General features: G+C 63.6%; 17 protein-coding genes. 7 read left to right on the forward strand and 10 right to left on the reverse strand.

Annotated elements, in window-relative coordinates; all coding sequences use genetic code 11:
• From WAN02_RS32505 to WAN02_RS32515, 3 genes are all read left to right on the forward strand, one after another.
• A partial coding sequence (locus tag WAN02_RS32505; RefSeq protein WP_422269472.1) for an SDR family oxidoreductase occupies positions 1-639 on the forward strand: 639 nt, incomplete at its 5' end.
• Positions 639-1,784, forward strand: coding sequence for a sulfotransferase family protein (locus tag WAN02_RS32510; protein WP_422269473.1), 1,146 nt, complete (start codon positions 639-641; stop codon positions 1,782-1,784). The genes WAN02_RS32505 and WAN02_RS32510, both read left to right, overlap by 1 nt.
• Before the next feature lie 292 nt (positions 1,785-2,076).
• The gene (locus WAN02_RS32515; RefSeq protein WP_422269474.1) at positions 2,077-2,250 is read left to right on the forward strand and encodes a hypothetical protein; all 174 of its coding nucleotides are present in this window, start codon (positions 2,077-2,079) and stop codon (positions 2,248-2,250) included.
• Here the strand turns inward: WAN02_RS32515 and WAN02_RS32520 are convergent.
• Complete coding sequence (locus tag WAN02_RS32520) at positions 2,243-2,563, reverse strand: hypothetical protein (protein WP_422269475.1); 321 nt, start codon at positions 2,561-2,563, stop codon at positions 2,243-2,245. The genes WAN02_RS32515 and WAN02_RS32520 overlap by 8 nt on opposite strands.
• Before the next feature lie 3 nt (positions 2,564-2,566).
• On the opposite strand from WAN02_RS32520, the gene WAN02_RS32525 reads away from it, so the two are divergent.
• Positions 2,567-3,571 (forward strand): hypothetical protein, encoded by a 1,005-nt coding sequence (locus WAN02_RS32525; RefSeq protein ID WP_422269476.1) that lies wholly within the window; start codon positions 2,567-2,569, stop codon positions 3,569-3,571.
• Positions 3,572-3,583: 12 nt separating this feature from the next.
• Here the strand turns inward: WAN02_RS32525 and WAN02_RS32530 are convergent, their stop codons facing one another.
• Positions 3,584-4,051, reverse strand: coding sequence for a hypothetical protein (locus WAN02_RS32530; protein ID WP_422269477.1), 468 nt, complete (start codon positions 4,049-4,051; stop codon positions 3,584-3,586).
• The gene (locus WAN02_RS32535; protein ID WP_422269478.1) at positions 4,048-5,205 is read right to left on the reverse strand and encodes a Rieske 2Fe-2S domain-containing protein; all 1,158 of its coding nucleotides are present in this window, start codon (positions 5,203-5,205) and stop codon (positions 4,048-4,050) included. Before WAN02_RS32535 ends, WAN02_RS32530 begins: the two co-directional genes overlap by 4 nt.
• Before the next feature lie 135 nt (positions 5,206-5,340).
• Here WAN02_RS32535 and WAN02_RS32540 point away from each other — a divergent pair, with 135 nt between their 5' ends.
• Positions 5,341-5,865: a gamma carbonic anhydrase family protein gene (locus WAN02_RS32540; RefSeq protein WP_422269479.1), complete on the forward strand. Its 525-nt coding sequence runs from the start codon at positions 5,341-5,343 to the stop codon at positions 5,863-5,865.
• Here WAN02_RS32540 and WAN02_RS32545 read toward each other — a convergent pair.
• A complete protein-coding gene (locus WAN02_RS32545) occupies positions 5,862-6,533 on the reverse strand; it encodes an SRPBCC family protein (protein ID WP_422269480.1) in 672 nt (223 codons plus the stop codon). The genes WAN02_RS32540 and WAN02_RS32545 overlap by 4 nt on opposite strands.
• Positions 6,534-6,870: 337 nt before the next feature.
• Between WAN02_RS32545 and WAN02_RS32550 the strand changes: the two genes are divergently transcribed.
• Together WAN02_RS32550 and WAN02_RS32555 are read left to right on the forward strand one after the other, a co-directional pair.
• Positions 6,871-7,611 carry an ABC transporter ATP-binding protein gene (locus tag WAN02_RS32550; protein WP_422269481.1) on the forward strand — a complete coding sequence of 247 codons (741 nt, stop codon included), beginning with the start codon at positions 6,871-6,873 and terminating at the stop codon, positions 7,609-7,611.
• Entirely contained in the window at positions 7,608-10,112 is a 2,505-nt protein-coding gene (locus WAN02_RS32555; RefSeq protein WP_422269482.1) for an ABC transporter permease, read from the forward strand. The genes WAN02_RS32550 and WAN02_RS32555 overlap by 4 nt, the downstream gene beginning before the upstream one ends.
• Before the next feature lie 31 nt (positions 10,113-10,143).
• On the opposite strand, the gene WAN02_RS32560 is transcribed toward WAN02_RS32555, so the two are convergent.
• From WAN02_RS32560 to WAN02_RS32585, 6 genes are all read right to left on the reverse strand, one after another.
• On the reverse strand, positions 10,144-10,632 hold the full coding sequence (locus WAN02_RS32560; protein ID WP_422269483.1) for a hypothetical protein: 489 nt from the start codon (positions 10,630-10,632) through the stop codon (positions 10,144-10,146).
• A gap of 243 nt (positions 10,633-10,875) precedes the next feature.
• Complete coding sequence (locus tag WAN02_RS32565) at positions 10,876-11,499, reverse strand: class I SAM-dependent methyltransferase (RefSeq protein WP_422269484.1); 624 nt, start codon at positions 11,497-11,499, stop codon at positions 10,876-10,878.
• Positions 11,486-12,076: a DUF4389 domain-containing protein gene (locus WAN02_RS32570; protein WP_422269488.1), complete on the reverse strand. Its 591-nt coding sequence runs from the start codon at positions 12,074-12,076 to the stop codon at positions 11,486-11,488. The genes WAN02_RS32565 and WAN02_RS32570 overlap by 14 nt, the downstream gene beginning before the upstream one ends.
• A gap of 111 nt (positions 12,077-12,187) precedes the next feature.
• Positions 12,188-12,595 (reverse strand): nuclear transport factor 2 family protein, encoded by a 408-nt coding sequence (locus tag WAN02_RS32575; RefSeq protein WP_422269485.1) that lies wholly within the window; start codon positions 12,593-12,595, stop codon positions 12,188-12,190.
• On the reverse strand, positions 12,595-13,473 hold the full coding sequence (locus WAN02_RS32580) for a TIGR03619 family F420-dependent LLM class oxidoreductase (RefSeq protein WP_422269486.1): 879 nt from the start codon (positions 13,471-13,473) through the stop codon (positions 12,595-12,597). Before WAN02_RS32580 ends, WAN02_RS32575 begins: the two co-directional genes overlap by 1 nt.
• Complete coding sequence (locus tag WAN02_RS32585; protein ID WP_422269487.1) at positions 13,470-14,651, reverse strand: thiolase domain-containing protein; 1,182 nt, start codon at positions 14,649-14,651, stop codon at positions 13,470-13,472. The genes WAN02_RS32580 and WAN02_RS32585 overlap by 4 nt, the downstream gene beginning before the upstream one ends.
• Positions 14,652-14,700 lie beyond the last annotated feature (49 nt).

The raw sequence follows: 14,700 nt of genomic DNA on the forward strand, positions 1-14,700 counted from the left end.
GCTAAGCTCAATGACGCCGGGCACAACACGTTGGCGGTGCGCGCGGACATCACCGATGATGACGACGTTGCCGCCCTCGTCGAGTCCGTCACTGCGCACTTCGGCAAAGTTGACGTGTTGATCAACAACGCATTCCGGGTGCCGTCGATGAAACCGTTGGCCGGCACCAGTTTCCAGCATATCCGCGACGCGATCGAACTCAGTGCGCTCGGCGCGTTGCGTCTGATCCAGGCCTTCACGCCGGCGCTGGAACAGTCGAATGGCTCGGTCGTCAATGTCAACTCGATGGTGTTGCGGCACTCGCAGGCGAAGTACGGCGCGTACAAGATGGCCAAGTCGGCGTTGCTGTCGATGTCGCAGTCGTTGGCCACCGAACTCGGCGAGAAGGGTATCCGCGTCAATTCCGTTGCACCCGGTTATATCTGGGGCGAGACGCTGCAAGCCTACTTCGAGCACCAGGCCGGTAAGTACGGCACCACCGCGGACCAGATCTATCAGGCCACCGCGGCGAACTCCGACCTCAAGCGGCTGCCCACCGAGGACGAAGTGGCGTCGGCGATCATGTTCATGGCCAGTGATCTGTCCAGCGGCATCAGCGGGCAGACGCTCGACGTCAACTGCGGCGAGTACCACACCTGATGGCCGAACGCACCGACATTGCAACCGTCGATGAGTTGCATGCCTCGGCCACCAAGTTGACCGGGCTGGACGACTTCGGTGTCGACAACGACAACTATCGCGAAGCGCTGGGTGTGCTGCTGGACTCCTACCGGCAGGAAGCCGGTCTTACGGTGTTGGGCAGCAAGATGAATCGGTTCTTCTTGCGCGGCGCGCTGGTAGCCAGGCTGTTGTCGGAATCCGCGTGGAAGCAGTATCCACAACACGCTGAGGTCGCCGTCAAGCGGCCCATATTCGTCACCGGGCTGGTGCGGACCGGCACCACGGCGCTGCATCGGCTGCTCGGCGCCGACCCAGCCGCACAGGGTCTGCACATGTGGCTGGCCGAATTCCCGCAGCCGCGTCCGCCGCGCGACACCTGGGATTCCCATCCGCTGTATCGCCAGCTCGACGCTCAGTTCACCCAGCACCACGAGGACAACCCCGGATACACCGGCCTGCATTTCATGGCCGCCTACGAGCTCGAGGAATGCTGGCAGCTGCTGCGTCAGTCGCTGCATTCGGTGTCCTACGAGACACTGGCGCACTTACCGAGCTACTCGAAGTGGTTGACGCAACAGGACTGGACGCCGGCGTATCAGCGGCATCGCAAGAACCTTCAGCTGATCGGGCTCAACGATGCCGACAAGCGGTGGGTGCTGAAGAACCCGAGTCACTTGTTCGCGCTCGACGCATTGATGCGTACGTATCCCGACGCCCTGGTGATCCAGACACATCGACCGGTCGACACGATCATGGCCTCCATGTGCTCGCTGGCGCAGCACACCACCGACGGCTGGTCGACGAAGTTCGTCGGCGCCCAAATCGGTTCTGATGCAATGGAAACCTGGTCACGCGGTCTGGATCAGTTCAACACCGCACGCGCGAAATACAACCCGGACCAGTTCTACGATGTCGACTACCGGGAGCTGATTGCTGATCCGCTCGGCACAGTGGCCGACGTCTACCGCAAATTCGATATCCCGCTCACCGACGAAGCCCGGCAGGCCATGGAAGACAGCCACGCCGAAAGCCAAACCGGCGCAAGGGCTCCGAAGCACACCTATTCGCTGGCCGACTACGGGCTAACCGCCGAGGCCGTCAAGGAGCGCTTCGCCGGACTGTAATTGTCACGGCCTCTCATATGCCGCGTTATCGTCAATGCGACTGCCACCGCAACCGAGATGCTGACAACAGCGGCCGGCCCAGGCTCGCAGCGCCACGATCAGAGCGACAGCCGAAGTAGCCGGTGCTGCCGTATTCGCGACCTGGGCGCACGACCGCTTTCGTTACGAGTAGTGGTGGCGAGATTCGTGCGCGCCACCGTCGTAGCTGGTGCGGCTCTTGGTGCGCGGACGTGTCTGCGTCAGTGTCCTGATCTGTCAGCGCGCAGCCGGTGACGCCATTAGCGTTCACCGCATGATCACCTATCTCGCCGACATAGCTCCGCAAAACACGGTTTACCCAGTATTGGCGCTGGCGCTGTTTGTGCTGATCGTCACCGCGGTGATTGTGCTTGTCGTGGTGCTGATCCGGCGCCGGCGTCGCTCCGGGCCACCACCCCCGCGGCCGCCCGGGCCGCCGCCTAGGTGAGCACCATGCCGATCAGCAGCGACGAGGCGTTGGCGCCCACACTGAGCAGCGCGAGCACGGCGAGGTCGCGCCGGACCGCGACGGCTAGCAGCGCCGCCTCAGCCGCCACGACAACGATTTCGGCCAGCAATGTGCGCGGCAGCGTCGGGTGCGGGGCAAGCACCCACCACAACAGCGGATGGGTGCACGCATTGACCCCGATGCCCAGGAGGAGCCCAGCCCACCACCGCGCGCCAACGAGGCACACGAGGCCGGTTACATACCAGGGCAATTCGATCACGAAGGTCAGGGCGAACGCGGCCAGCTGGGACACCGTATGACTGTACGAGTGATCGTGCTCTTTGTTGTGACCGCCGCAGCGGCGCTGGCCGTCGCGATGCAGGCGCCGCTGGCCACCACTGTCCTCGGGCTGATGGCCTTCGGTGTGCTGCACAACGTGCTGGAATTGCGCTATGTCGCCGGGCGGTTCGCGCCCGTGCTGTCCGGGCAACTGCTGGTGGTGCTTATCGCGTTGATCACCGCGATCGTGCTGTGCCGGGTCGCCGGAATGGTCGTGGGCCAGCCAGCTCGGCTAGCTGAGATCCTTCTGGGGTACGCCGTTCTCGGCGCGGCCTGCACGGCCGCGCTGCGGGGGCCGCTGCGGGTGATCGCTTTTGCCGTGCTCGCAGGCGCGGCGGCCGTTTCGCTGAACTGGCCCGCCTACCATTTCGTGGTCTTGGCCCACCTGCACAATGTGGTGCCGCTGGTCTTTTTGTGGGAATGGGCCCGACGCCTGCCCAGCATTTCGGTTCGGCGCTGGTTTCGGGCCGTGCAGATCGGCTGGGTACTGGTGATCCCGGCGCTGCTGCTTACCGGTGTTTTCGACGGATACTTCGGCGGCGCAAGCTCGCCGGTGGCCGAATTTGCCGGTGACCCACGGCCGATCGTGGCGGCTAGCGCCCCACCGGCAGCCGTGGTCACCGAGATGGGCGTGCGGCTGCTGGTGGTGTTCGCGTTCCTGCAGACGATGCACTACTTCGTGTGGGTGGCCTTCCTGCCGCGGTATGCGCCTGATGCCGCGCGCGCATTCGAAGCCCGGGCGCCCTGGCTCACCGGCCGGCGCGCGTGGGCACTGGGTGCTGGTCTGGGCGCCGCGGTGGCCACGCTGTTGGCCATCGACTACGCCTCCGGCAAAGCGGTTTATGCCGCATGCGCCAGCTACCACGCGTATCTGGAATTCCCAGTCTTGATAGCCATGCTGCTCGGCCTTGGAGGGTTGTCGGTTGCATCGGGTGATCCGGAGATTGACCCCTCGCTTCATCAATCGTTAGCCGCAACCTGAAAGGCCCACCACTCAGCCGTCGCCGGCGGGCGGGGCGGTGGAAACCGCTTCCAGACACCCTTCGGCAACTGCGTGTTCGATGCTGTCGCCCAATTTCGGGCAGGACCGCGTCCGCGCGCTGTGCTCCCCGGTCGCGCGTAGCTCCGCGAAATAGGCGCAGCGCTGCGATGCTTCGGTATTCCATTGCACCGCAGTGTGTCCCGGCCCCAGGCGCTTGACATTCACCGTCGCATGGCAGAACCGGCAATCAACCGGCTGCAGGCCCGATGTCAGATAGCGGGCGCGGTCGGCCTGAGTAGCCGCCGCCGCTGCGGCGGCGCGCTCTGGATCATCGGCGAAAGCCGATGCCTTGGACCAAGATCCGCCACCTCTACGGTCGGCGGCCGCAGCCGGCTCGTCGTGGCCGTCGTGATCGCCATGAAGCATCAACATCGACCGAGCTAATCGATCGACGTCGGGCGGCTGGTGATCTGGGCTCATTGCGGAACCTGGGTCGGCTGTCCTTCCGAGTCAGCCTGCTTTTGCAGGTTCTCGTCGACCTCGACATGCCACTTCTCGTTGGCGATGGTGGTGTCGACCTCGATTTCGAAGCGGTCGGTCATGTCCGGCGTGACATCGGCGACGTCGACGTAGAACTGCTGGTACCACCGCCGCATCTGATACACGGCGCCGTCTTCTTCGACGAGCAGCGGGTTGTCGATGCGAGTCTTGTGCTTCCAGATTTCGACGTCCTGCAGAAAGCCCTTGCTGACGCCCTCGGTGAACACCCTGGACAGCTTCTCTGTCATCTTTTCGTCCATGCCCTTGGGCTTTTCGACGATGACGCCCCACTGCAGCATGAACGAGTCCTGGCTAACCGGGTAGTGGCAGTTGATCAGGATCGACTCGGCCTTGTAGTCGCCGTATTTGTTGTGCAGCCAGTTGATCATGAACGACGGGCCGAAGTAGGACGCCTCCGAATCCAGATGCGCTTCACCGTAAGAGGTGCCCAGGTCGTTGATGTCAGGCCTACCGACGTTGTGTAGATACTGCGAGGCGATGTGGCCCTCGAAAACATTCTTGAAATACGTTGGGAGGCCGAAGTGAATGTAGAAGAAATGAGCCATGTCGGTCACGTTGTCGATGATGTCGCGGCAGTTGGAGCCCTCGATCAGGATCGAGTTCCAGCGCCAGTCGGTCCAGTCGCCGCTGGCGAATTCTGGGATTTCGGGGATTTGCACCTCGGGTTGCGGAGGGTTCTTTTCGTGGTCGTGCCAGACGAACAGCAGCCCGCTGCGCACGTCGGTCGCCCAGGACCGGGTGCGGGCCAGCCGCGGCGTGCGCTTGGCGTAGGGCACCAGCTTGCACTTGCCGTCGCCACCCCAGCGCCAGTCGTGGAACGGGCAAGCGATCTCGTCACCCTTGATGGTGCCCTGCGACAGGTTGCCGCCCATGTGCCGGCAGTAGCCGTCCAGCACGTGCACGTCGCCGTGCGAGTCGGCGAACACGACCAGGTGCGTGCCGAATGCCTCGACTCCGTGGGGCTCGCCGTCCAGGTAGTCCTTGATCGGGCCAAGGCAGTGCCAGCCCCGGGCGTACCGGTCGGGCAGGGTGCCGGCGTCGATCTCGCGTATACCGGCAGTCTCGGTAGCCATGACACCTCCAGGTTTCTCGGCCTCTAACTAGAACACGTTACAGTTTTTCGCTGGGATAGCGCAATGACGCGGACATTTACGATCCGGCAATCGGTGCATCGTCGCCGGTTACCCGGCCTGCGGTATATCTGAACGATGCCGCTGTATTCCTTCGAAGGCCGATCGCCGCGGGTCGATCCCACCGCTTTCGTCGCCCCAACCGCCACCTTGATCGGCGATGTGACGGTCGAGGCCGGCGCGTCGGTGTGGTTCAACACGGTGCTGCGCGCCGACTACGGCCCGGTGATCGTCCGTGAGGGCGCCAACGTGCAGGACGGGTCGGTCCTGCACTCACCGCCCGGCATCCCGGTCGACATCGGTCCCGGAGCGACCGTGGCGCACATGTGCATCATCCACGGCGCCCATATCGGGGCCGAGGCACTGATCGCTAACCACGCCACCGTGCTCGACGGCGCGGTGATCGGCGCGCGCAGCCTGATCGCGGCGGGCGCGCTGGTGACCGGCGGCACCAAGATCCCCGACGAAATGCTGGTGGTCGGAGCGCCGGCCACCATCAAGGGCCCGATCGCGGGGACCGGCGCCGAGATGTGGGTGAAGGTCAACCCGAAGGCGTACCAAGATCTGGCCCAGCGCTATTTGACTGGGCTGGAACCGATTTAGGCTTGTCGCATCCAGTCTGGCGTCACCGCGAGCCCATTGTGGTGACGGTATTCGGCGATGGCTTTGAGGTTCTTCATCTCCAGCAGATGACCTGCGCCGAACATGTCCCAGAAGTCTCCCACCCACACCGGCCGTTCCGGCGGGCTGGCGTCTGGATACGGGTTGCGGTCGTAGAACGGATGATGACAGTTCGTCCACAGCACCACCGAGCCCGGCTTGTCCAGCACGGTTTGCGCGTCGATGATGCGCATCAGGTAAATCATCCATAGATGCTTGCCCTGGTCCCACGCGCAGTGATAGTCGACGGTGCGGCCCTGCTCGCTGGCCTCTGTGCGGACGTAGATCTCGGTCTCCGACCCCAGCCGGTCGTAGGCCTGCCATAGTCCTGGCTCATCGGTTTCGGTGAACCCGCGCAGGCTGTAGGTCCACTCTTCCAGGCAACGGGTATCGGCCATGTAGGAGAACAGTTCGTCCGGCGGGCAGTCAATGTAGTCGTTGACGGTGCAGTATTGGCCGAACACCTCGTCGTGCGGGTATACCGAATGCATCATTTCCATGATCATCGGGGTGGCTTTCTCCCGCGGGCTGGTCTCGATTCGAGTTATTCCATCGATCGGCTCGGTGCTGCCGGTGTGGGCGACGATATCTTCAAGCGCGGGCAGCGGCATCGGGCCGGTCTCCTTCGTGGGCGTACGACGGTGATTCCACGGGCTGCAGCGTAGGTGATAGGGAAAGCGGCTCCTGTCAAAAGCGTTGCAATCGCGCAGATTTCGCTGTCAATTAGCTGAGGCGATTATACATGCGATGCCAATAAATGGCCCGACTTTGCGCTGCTTCGTCTTCGTGGATCGGCGGCGGGAAAAAAATTCGAAATCGTTGAACCGACCAGGGCTGTGACTCGTTATATTTCGCACACGCGCCTTTGCGACAAGGTTGCACGGGAGTGGCAGTGGGCCGCGTCCGATTCGTCGCGGCCGACTGATCGCTGCGTTCTTGCGGAGGGCTATGAACACACCACTCGACAACCGTGCCGCACCAAGCCGTTGGCTGAGAATCGAACTGCGCGACGTTGTTCGCCAGTACAGGGTCGGCGACCAGGATGTGCGCGCGCTCGACGGAGTGAGCCTTGAGCTCGAGGGCGGGCAGTTTGTCTCGATAGTCGGACCATCGGGCGCCGGCAAGAGCACGTTGCTGCACTTGCTCGGAGCCCTCGACGCACCTGATTCCGGGTCGATCATCTTCGACGGAAGCGAGATCGGTCGCCTCAGCGACGAGCAACGATCAGAATTTCGCCATCATCGCGTCGGCTTCGTTTTCCAGTTCTTCAACTTGCTGCCGACGCTGTCGGCATGGGAAAACGTGGCGGTTCCGAAACTGCTCGACGGGGTCCGACTGGGCAAGGTCAAGTCGGATGCCGTTCGGCAGTTGGAGCGGGTCGGGCTCGGCGCCCGCACGCAGCACCGGCCAGCGGAGCTTTCGGGCGGTCAAATGCAACGGGTGGCGGTGGCCCGGGCGTTGATGATGAATCCATCGTTGATTCTCGCCGATGAACCGACCGGCAATCTCGATTCCGCTACGGGCACTTCGATCTTGGAGTTGCTGGCCGAGGTGGCGCACGTAGAGGGCGGCAGCCGGCTGGTCGTGATGGTGACCCACAACTCTGATGCGGCTGCGGCGACTGATCGGGTCATCACCCTCCAAGACGGTCGGGTGGGTTCCGACCAGCTTGCCGCGGTGTTGAGATGAGTCCAGGCTCGGCGATTGCCGCGGCGGCAAGCCGATTACGCGTGTTCAGCCTCCGCGAGCTCATGGTGCATCGCCGGCGCACGACGGCATCGATCGCTGTAATGGCAGTTTCCGCAATGTATCTCGTCGCGATCATCGGAATCTTTGGCTCGATCACCGGATCGGTGAACCGACTGGCGGATGGGATCGCCGGCGTCGCGGCACTTGAGGTATCGGGAATCACCGACGCGGGCTTTCCCGATGCGATCACCGCCGATGTCGCTGCGGTTCCTGGCGTTGCGACCGCGGCTCCCATGATCCGAACCTCCACCTCCGCGGCATCGGGTCCAGTTTTGCTGTTCGGCGCAGACAAGACCAGCGCCGCGTTGGGCGGCGCCTTGAAAGACGCCGTTCAGAAACCGTTGAAGACCCTGTCCGAGAACCCCAACGGTGTCCAGGTCGGGCCTCGGATCGGTTACGCCAAAGGTCAGACATTCCAGCTGGGCTCCACTTCGGTCACGGTCACGGAAGTGCTCACCGGCAAGCAACTTGCGGATCTCAACGGCGGCCATTACGTCCTCGCTCCACTTGCTCTGGCGCAGAACATAACTGGACGTAGGGGCCAGCTCGACTCGATACTCATCACGACAAAACCCGGTGCCGGTCTCGGAACGGTGCGGGCGGGGGTCACCGCCGCCGTCAAGGATCGGGCGATTGTCGCGACTCCGAGCATGCGGGCAGTCCGCGCCGGCGACGGCGTCAAGCTGATGAACTACATGGCATTGATGGGTGCTGGGGTGGCCTTGGTGGTTGGCGCGTTCCTGGTGTACACCACGATGACGATGGCGATCACCCAGCGCCGGCCGGTCATCTCGATGCTGCGGGCGATCGGCGGCCGACGCACCACGATCGTTCGCGACCTGCTCGCGGAGGCCGTCATCCTCGGGCTGATCGGCGGAGCGATCGGCTCGGGGATCGGAATAGCGATGGGCCGTGCCGCGATTGGCCGATTGCCGCCGGCCATAACCCAAGGTTTGGAAGCTCGGATCGAGTACTTCTTACCTGGCTATGCCATACCGGTGGCACTGGCAGCGACGATCCTCACCGCTGTGGCGGCAACGGCGATGGCGGCCCGACAGGTCTACAAGGTTTCACCGATCGAGGCCCTTGCGCCGGTCGGCGTTTCAGCGGCCGATTTCGTGCCACGGTGGCTACGGATGACATCTGGGATTGCGGCCGTCGCGGTGTTCGCGGCATCGATCGGCGTCGTCGTCGAGCATCGCGGCAGCTTGGCCTTCGTCGCCGTCTTCGCGTTGTTCAGCGCGGAGATCGCCCTCGGCTTCGCACTGACCTCGGTCATGGTCAAGGCGGCATCCGCGACGGCCCGGCTTTTCGGATCAGTTGGACCGCTGGCCGCTGCGACGATAGAGCGGGCGCCACGGCGGGTGTGGGCCACAGTAATGACGGTGCTCATCGCAGTGGTCACCACCGTGGTGATAACCGGTACGAACGCCGACATGATCCGTTCGGCGCGAGCCATTTTCGCGCCGGTCGCGGGCGTTGACGTGTGGGTGAGTGCCGATGCCCCCGACAGCTACCCCGCCGACGCGCTGCCCCAGGATCTTGCCGACAAGGTGGCCGCGGTGCCGGGGGTACGCAGTGTCATCAACGGCTCAGCCGGGTTCGCCGAGGTCGCCGGGACGCGCGTGATGCTCGACGGGTTTTCCGCCGGCACCGCCGACCCGCTCTACCGGGCGTTAGGCGATCAGGTACGCAATGCGGTGCTCGCCGGTCGGGGAGTGGTGCTGTCGCAAAACCTCGGCAAGACTCTGCACGTTCGAGCCGGCGACCAACTTCAGTTGCAGACGCCGCACGGCCCGCGGCGTGCGAAGGTGCTGGCCCTGGTCCCCTACTTCTCGACCGTCATCGGCACCGTCGGGATGAACCTCGACCGAATGCGGGAATGGTTCGATCGTCCGGCAGCGACATCACTTCAGGTCAACGCGGCTGCGGGCGTGGATCCGAATCGTCTACTGGCCGACGTCCGCCGGGCGGTGCCTGCGCCGAACTACGTATACAGCGGTCGCACGGCGCTGGCGGGCCTGGAGGCGCCACTGCATCAGAGCATGTTCATCGCCAACGCCGTGTGGATCATTGTTGTATTCGTCGCGGCGATAGCACTTTTCAATACGTTGACGCTGTCGGTGCTTGAGCGGCGTCGTGAAATTGGTGTGCTGCGGGCGATGGGGACCAGCAGGCGGTTCACCCTGCGCATGATCTTGGCCGAGGCGGCTGCCATCGGTATCGTCGGCGGCGTTTTGGGTTTGCTGTTCGGTCTGGCGGATCAGTGGCTCTACAGCCTGGTCAGCGGCGAGATGATGAACTTCACCGTGCGCTTCCGGCCGAGTCCGATGGCGCTTGTGTTCACCCTCGGTGCGCTGGCGGTCAGCCTGTTGGGCTCGCTGCCGCCAGCCCGACGCGCGGCGCGACTCAACATCATCGAGGCGGTCGGCGTCGAGTAGGGCGACGGCGATCTCAGTTCAGCTATTTACCTCACAGGCCGAAGAAGTCGTTCGCAACGAGGATCTCCCACAGCCCAGCGAGGGGATCCGTGAAGGGAATGGTGAACGAGCCGTCGAGGCTTGGCATCATTGTGTCGACGAACGTGTTGACTGTCACGCCGGCCATCCCTACGCCCACGTCATCGGGCAGGGCCACCCCAAGCCCAGCCAAGTTATCCCCGGGGTCCATCCCGGACGTCAACACATCCGTGATGCCAAGCTTCGGAATTTCCAGAATCATCCCTTCAAAATTTTCGCCAGGGTCGGCAGCTCCGATGTCCGTGATGCCAAGCATGGCAAGCAGGGGGTCAGTGGAGGAGATAAAGCCCGAGTCCGGTGCTGGGATGACCAATGCGGGGTCGGCGAGGCCGGCGACTCCGATGGCATCCCCTTCGTCCGCGTGTGCGACGGGGATGGTTGCCAGCGGGAAGAGACCGGCGGCCAGGAGAGCACCGGCGGCCGTACCGAGAACGAGTGTCATGGGGCGAGCACTCATTGGAGACTCCAATCGTGAGAGTGATCTAGGTCACTGTTAGTAGAACCTGAGCGTATGCCAGAAAGAAGCTGAGTGACACCCCCTCACCTGGTGCGATCCGCCAATCAGAAACCGAGCAGAATGTTCGGCCATACCGGGAACCACGTGTCGTCGATGAACAACAGATAACCTAAGCCTTAACAAAAGCTGAACAAACGATGACGATTTCCTTATCAACGAACTCCGCGTTCATTCGATAACGGTGGCGAACCCTTGCAGATGAGGGGTGCACGGGGGCGGCACCAGGGTGCGTCGGGTGCTGTGCAATCCCCCGGTATCGAACCCGGCCGCGGCGATGGCGTCGATGGTTCGGCGGTTCGGCTCGCATCCGGAAGCCAGCCACGACCACGGCTTGGCGATCAGGTCCTGAAACCAGCCCATCAGGCCGTCCCCGCGGACATGCTCGAGAACAACCAATCTGCCCCCGGGAGCAAGAACCCGGCGGATTTCAGCGAGCGTCGCGGCCACATCGTCGACCGAACACAACACCAGGCCGATGTGCACCGAGTCAAAGCTGTTGTCCGGAAAGGGAATCGACTCGCCGATCCCATCGACGACGTCGATCTCAATGCCGTGCCGGCGTGCCAGCGCGGACGCCATTCTGCGCATCGCCGCCTCGGGCTCCACGGCGGCAACCGACGTGACCGCTGCGGGGAGGAACAGCAGGTCGGCGCCGGGTCCCAGGCCCACCATCAGTAGCCGGCCGAACGCATGAGTCATTGCCTCTCGGCGGTATCGGCGATAGAACAGCCGGTCGAACACCGGCATGCCGAGTCGATAGATATACGGGAACAGTGGATTACGGCGCGCCATGGCCTACCTGCGCGTTACCCAGATCCATTCGGAACGGCGGATACTCGTCGCGCATCAGCGAGACGTAGACGGCCACCCGGTAGCGCCACCTGACGATGCCCATCAGAAGGTCGAACATGCCCTGGTTGATCGTGCCGACGCACCCCAACCATACGGCGTTGACGACGCACAGCGCCTGAAGAAATGGCTCCAACGACCAGCAGAGGATTATCTGCGGAAGCCCCAGCAGCCACCGTTGAAACAGCACCGTCCGATTCCGAAGGCTTGCGGGGTAATCCACCTCGAGGTCGGCAGGGTAATCCGGTACCGAGGCGAGCGTGAAAGGCGGGTACTTGTCGGTGCTGTTCATCGGGAAGCGGTAATTCATCAGTCGCCACGACCAGCGCAGGACCCCGACATTGAAGTCGAAAAGCGGGCGCGGATAGCGTCCGGTGAAGACGATGGCGACGCCGGCGGCGATCGTCACCAGCGGATACAGCAGATACAGACCGATCAGAATGGGGTAGTGCGGCACCGCCAGCACGCACCATTTGGCCAGCCAAAGCCGGCGCGACGGCGCATCGATAGCACCGCGCACTCGCACGGGATCGTCCCCACCAACGGGCTCGTCCACGCTGTCCATCCTGCAACTCCCCCGGCCGATGTGGAGGTCGCTCCAATGTAACTACGGGGGACAGCAGTGCCGGGTTCAGATCTTGCGCGCGCTCGCGGTGGCCTGATCGACTTCCCAGTACGCGCGCAGCGCCAGCAGCTTGCCGTTGTTGTCGGCTTTGTAGGTGAACACCCCTTCGGCGGTTACCTGGTGTCCTGCCGCGGTGATCAAGATGTGGCCGACGTTGGCTTCTTCATTGCCACACTGATAGGTGTCGCGAAAAACGAACTCGATCTTGTCGGTCGGCGCAATCGCCTTGTCCCAGAATGCCGAGATGGCGTCGCGTCCGCGATGGCCCTTGCCCTCGGGATCGAAATGGGATGGGCCGATGGGATCTTCGACGATCGCATCGTCGGCGAAGACCGCCAGCCACGCTTCTTTGTCCCGGGCGCCCACCGCATCGCGGGAGCGCTTGCCGGCCAGGTGTGCAAGAGAATCTGTCATCAGTCTTGCCACCCCGAGTGAATGTAGGTGTCCGCGAAGCGCTTCAGTGAGTCTTTCTTCTTCTCGATCGGCGCGTCAAAGCCGAGCCCGTCGAAGACCCATGGGACAACTATGTTGTCGGTGACGCCGACGTCGGCCAGCTCCTTGTGACCGTCAACGCCGAACTTGTCGATGCAGACCGCCTGGTATTCGAAAGGCACGTCCGCACGGTCGTATTCGGCGAGTAACGCCTTGATCTTGCCGATGGTCTCGCCGAGTTGCTCGCAAGTCATCATCGCGCTGGTCCACCCGTCGCTGACCCGGGCGGCGCGCTTGAGCGCCACGTCAGTGTGACCGCCGACGTAGAACGGCACGGGCTTGCTCGGGGCCGGGCTCATCTGCAACTTGTCGAAGTCGTAGAAGTCGCCGTGGAATTCGACCATACCGCCGTCCAGCACGAGCTTGATGACCTCGATCATCTCGTCGACACGCTTGCCGCGCTTGGCGTAGGGCACGCCGCACCATTCGAATTCTTCTGGTGCCCAGCCGATGCCGACGCCGAAGCCGAACCGGTTGTTGGTGAGGTTGGCCACCGAACCGACCTGGCGGGCGAGTAGCAGCGGGTTACGCGAGCCGAGTTTCATCACGTTGGTGTAGAAGAACAGTTTCGACGTCACCGCGCCCATCGCTCCGGCAGCGATCAGCGGATCGACCCACGGGGTGTCCTGGTTCCACATCCGTGACCCGTCCGGCGTATACGGGTAATCTTCGGCGGCCGTCTCCATGTAGAACAGCGAGTCGGGCAACGCGATCGCATCGAATCCCACATCTTCGGCCGTTTTCGCGATCTCGACCAGTTGGTCGATCGGCCCCATCGCGATGCTGCAGGTGTACTTCACGGCTTGGCCTCCGGTTTGCCCGAGCCGACGACCCACATCGAGTAATACTGCGAGCCACCGCCGTAGGCGTGGCCGAGTGCCTTCCGGGCGCCCTTGACTTGGTGATCGCCCGCCTTGCCCATCACCTGGATGGCCGCCTCGGCGAACCGGATCAGGCCGGAGGCCCCGATCGGGTTGGACGACAGCACCCCACCGGAGGCGTTGAGCGGGATCCGTCCGCCGATCGCGGTTTCACCGGCCTCGGTGAGCTTCCATCCTTCGCCCTCTGGCGCAAAGCCCAAGTTCTCCAACCACATCGGCTCGAACCAGGAGAACGGCACGTAAATCTCGGCCGCGTCGATCTCGTCGATGGGGCTGGTGATGCCGGCCGCCTTCCACAACTCCTTCGCGGCATCGCGGCCGGCTTGCGGGTTGACCTGGTCGCGACCCGAGTAGGCCAGCGGTTCGGTGCGCAATGCGGTCGCGTGGATCCACGCCACCGGATAGCCGTCGGCGACCCGCTTGTCGCCGATGTCCTCGTTGCCGATCACCACCGCGCAGGCGCCGTCGGACGACGGGCAGGTTTCGTCGAAGCGGATTGGGTCCCACAGCATCTGCGACGCCATCACCTTGTCCAGCGTGATGTCTGGTTGGTGCAGGTGCGCCAGCGGGTTCTTGGCCCCGTTCAGCCGGTCCTTGACCGCGACCATCGCACCGATGTGGTTTGGCGCGCCCGATCGACGGATGTAGGAGCGCACGTGCGGCGCAAAGTAGCCGCCCGCGCCCGCGCCGACCGGCTTGGTGAACGGCACCGGAATACTCAACGCCCACATAGCATTCGACTCGGACTGCTTCTCCCACGCCATCGCCAGTACGCGCCGGTATTTGCCCGACTGCACCAGGCTGGCCGCCACCACGCCCGTCGACCCGCCGACCGAACCCGCGGTGTGCACCCGGATCAGCGGCTTGCCGGTCGCGCCGACGGCGTCGGCCATGAACAGCTCCGGCATCATGACGCCCTCGAAGAAGTCGGGTGCCTTGCCGACCACCACGGCGTCGATGTCGCCCATCGTCGATCCGGAGTCGGCCAATGCCTTGTCGATGGCCTCGCGAACCAGACCGTTCATCGAAACGTCCTGGCGCTTGGCGACGTATTTAGTCTGGCCGGTGCCGAGCACCGCAGCGAGGTGGCCGCTCACTGGCGCCACTCCTTTTCATCGCTTCGCTCTGCAGCGTCGTTGGCGCGCA

This window comes from Mycobacterium sp. (assembly GCF_049281135.1).
Classification (GTDB): Bacteria; Actinomycetota; Actinomycetes; order Mycobacteriales; family Mycobacteriaceae; genus Mycobacterium.

Excerpts from the sequence above, each read along its gene's own strand:
- WAN02_RS32510 (WP_422269473.1), top strand. The coding sequence starts at position 639 with ATGGCCGAACGCACCGACATTGCAACCGTCGATGAGTTGCATGCCTCG.
- WAN02_RS32515 (WP_422269474.1), top strand. The coding sequence starts at position 2,077 with ATGATCACCTATCTCGCCGACATAGCTCCGCAAAACACGGTTTACCCA.
- WAN02_RS32525 (WP_422269476.1), top strand. The coding sequence starts at position 2,567 with ATGACTGTACGAGTGATCGTGCTCTTTGTTGTGACCGCCGCAGCGGCG.
- WAN02_RS32530 (WP_422269477.1), bottom strand. The coding sequence starts at position 4,051 with ATGAGCCCAGATCACCAGCCGCCCGACGTCGATCGATTAGCTCGGTCG.
- WAN02_RS32535 (WP_422269478.1), bottom strand. The coding sequence starts at position 5,205 with ATGGCTACCGAGACTGCCGGTATACGCGAGATCGACGCCGGCACCCTG.
- WAN02_RS32540 (WP_422269479.1), top strand. The coding sequence starts at position 5,341 with ATGCCGCTGTATTCCTTCGAAGGCCGATCGCCGCGGGTCGATCCCACC.
- WAN02_RS32545 (WP_422269480.1), bottom strand. The coding sequence starts at position 6,533 with ATGCCGCTGCCCGCGCTTGAAGATATCGTCGCCCACACCGGCAGCACC.
- WAN02_RS32550 (WP_422269481.1), top strand. The coding sequence starts at position 6,871 with ATGAACACACCACTCGACAACCGTGCCGCACCAAGCCGTTGGCTGAGA.
- WAN02_RS32555 (WP_422269482.1), top strand. The coding sequence starts at position 7,608 with ATGAGTCCAGGCTCGGCGATTGCCGCGGCGGCAAGCCGATTACGCGTG.
- WAN02_RS32560 (WP_422269483.1), bottom strand. The coding sequence starts at position 10,632 with ATGACACTCGTTCTCGGTACGGCCGCCGGTGCTCTCCTGGCCGCCGGT.
- WAN02_RS32565 (WP_422269484.1), bottom strand. The coding sequence starts at position 11,499 with ATGGCGCGCCGTAATCCACTGTTCCCGTATATCTATCGACTCGGCATG.
- WAN02_RS32575 (WP_422269485.1), bottom strand. The coding sequence starts at position 12,595 with ATGACAGATTCTCTTGCACACCTGGCCGGCAAGCGCTCCCGCGATGCG.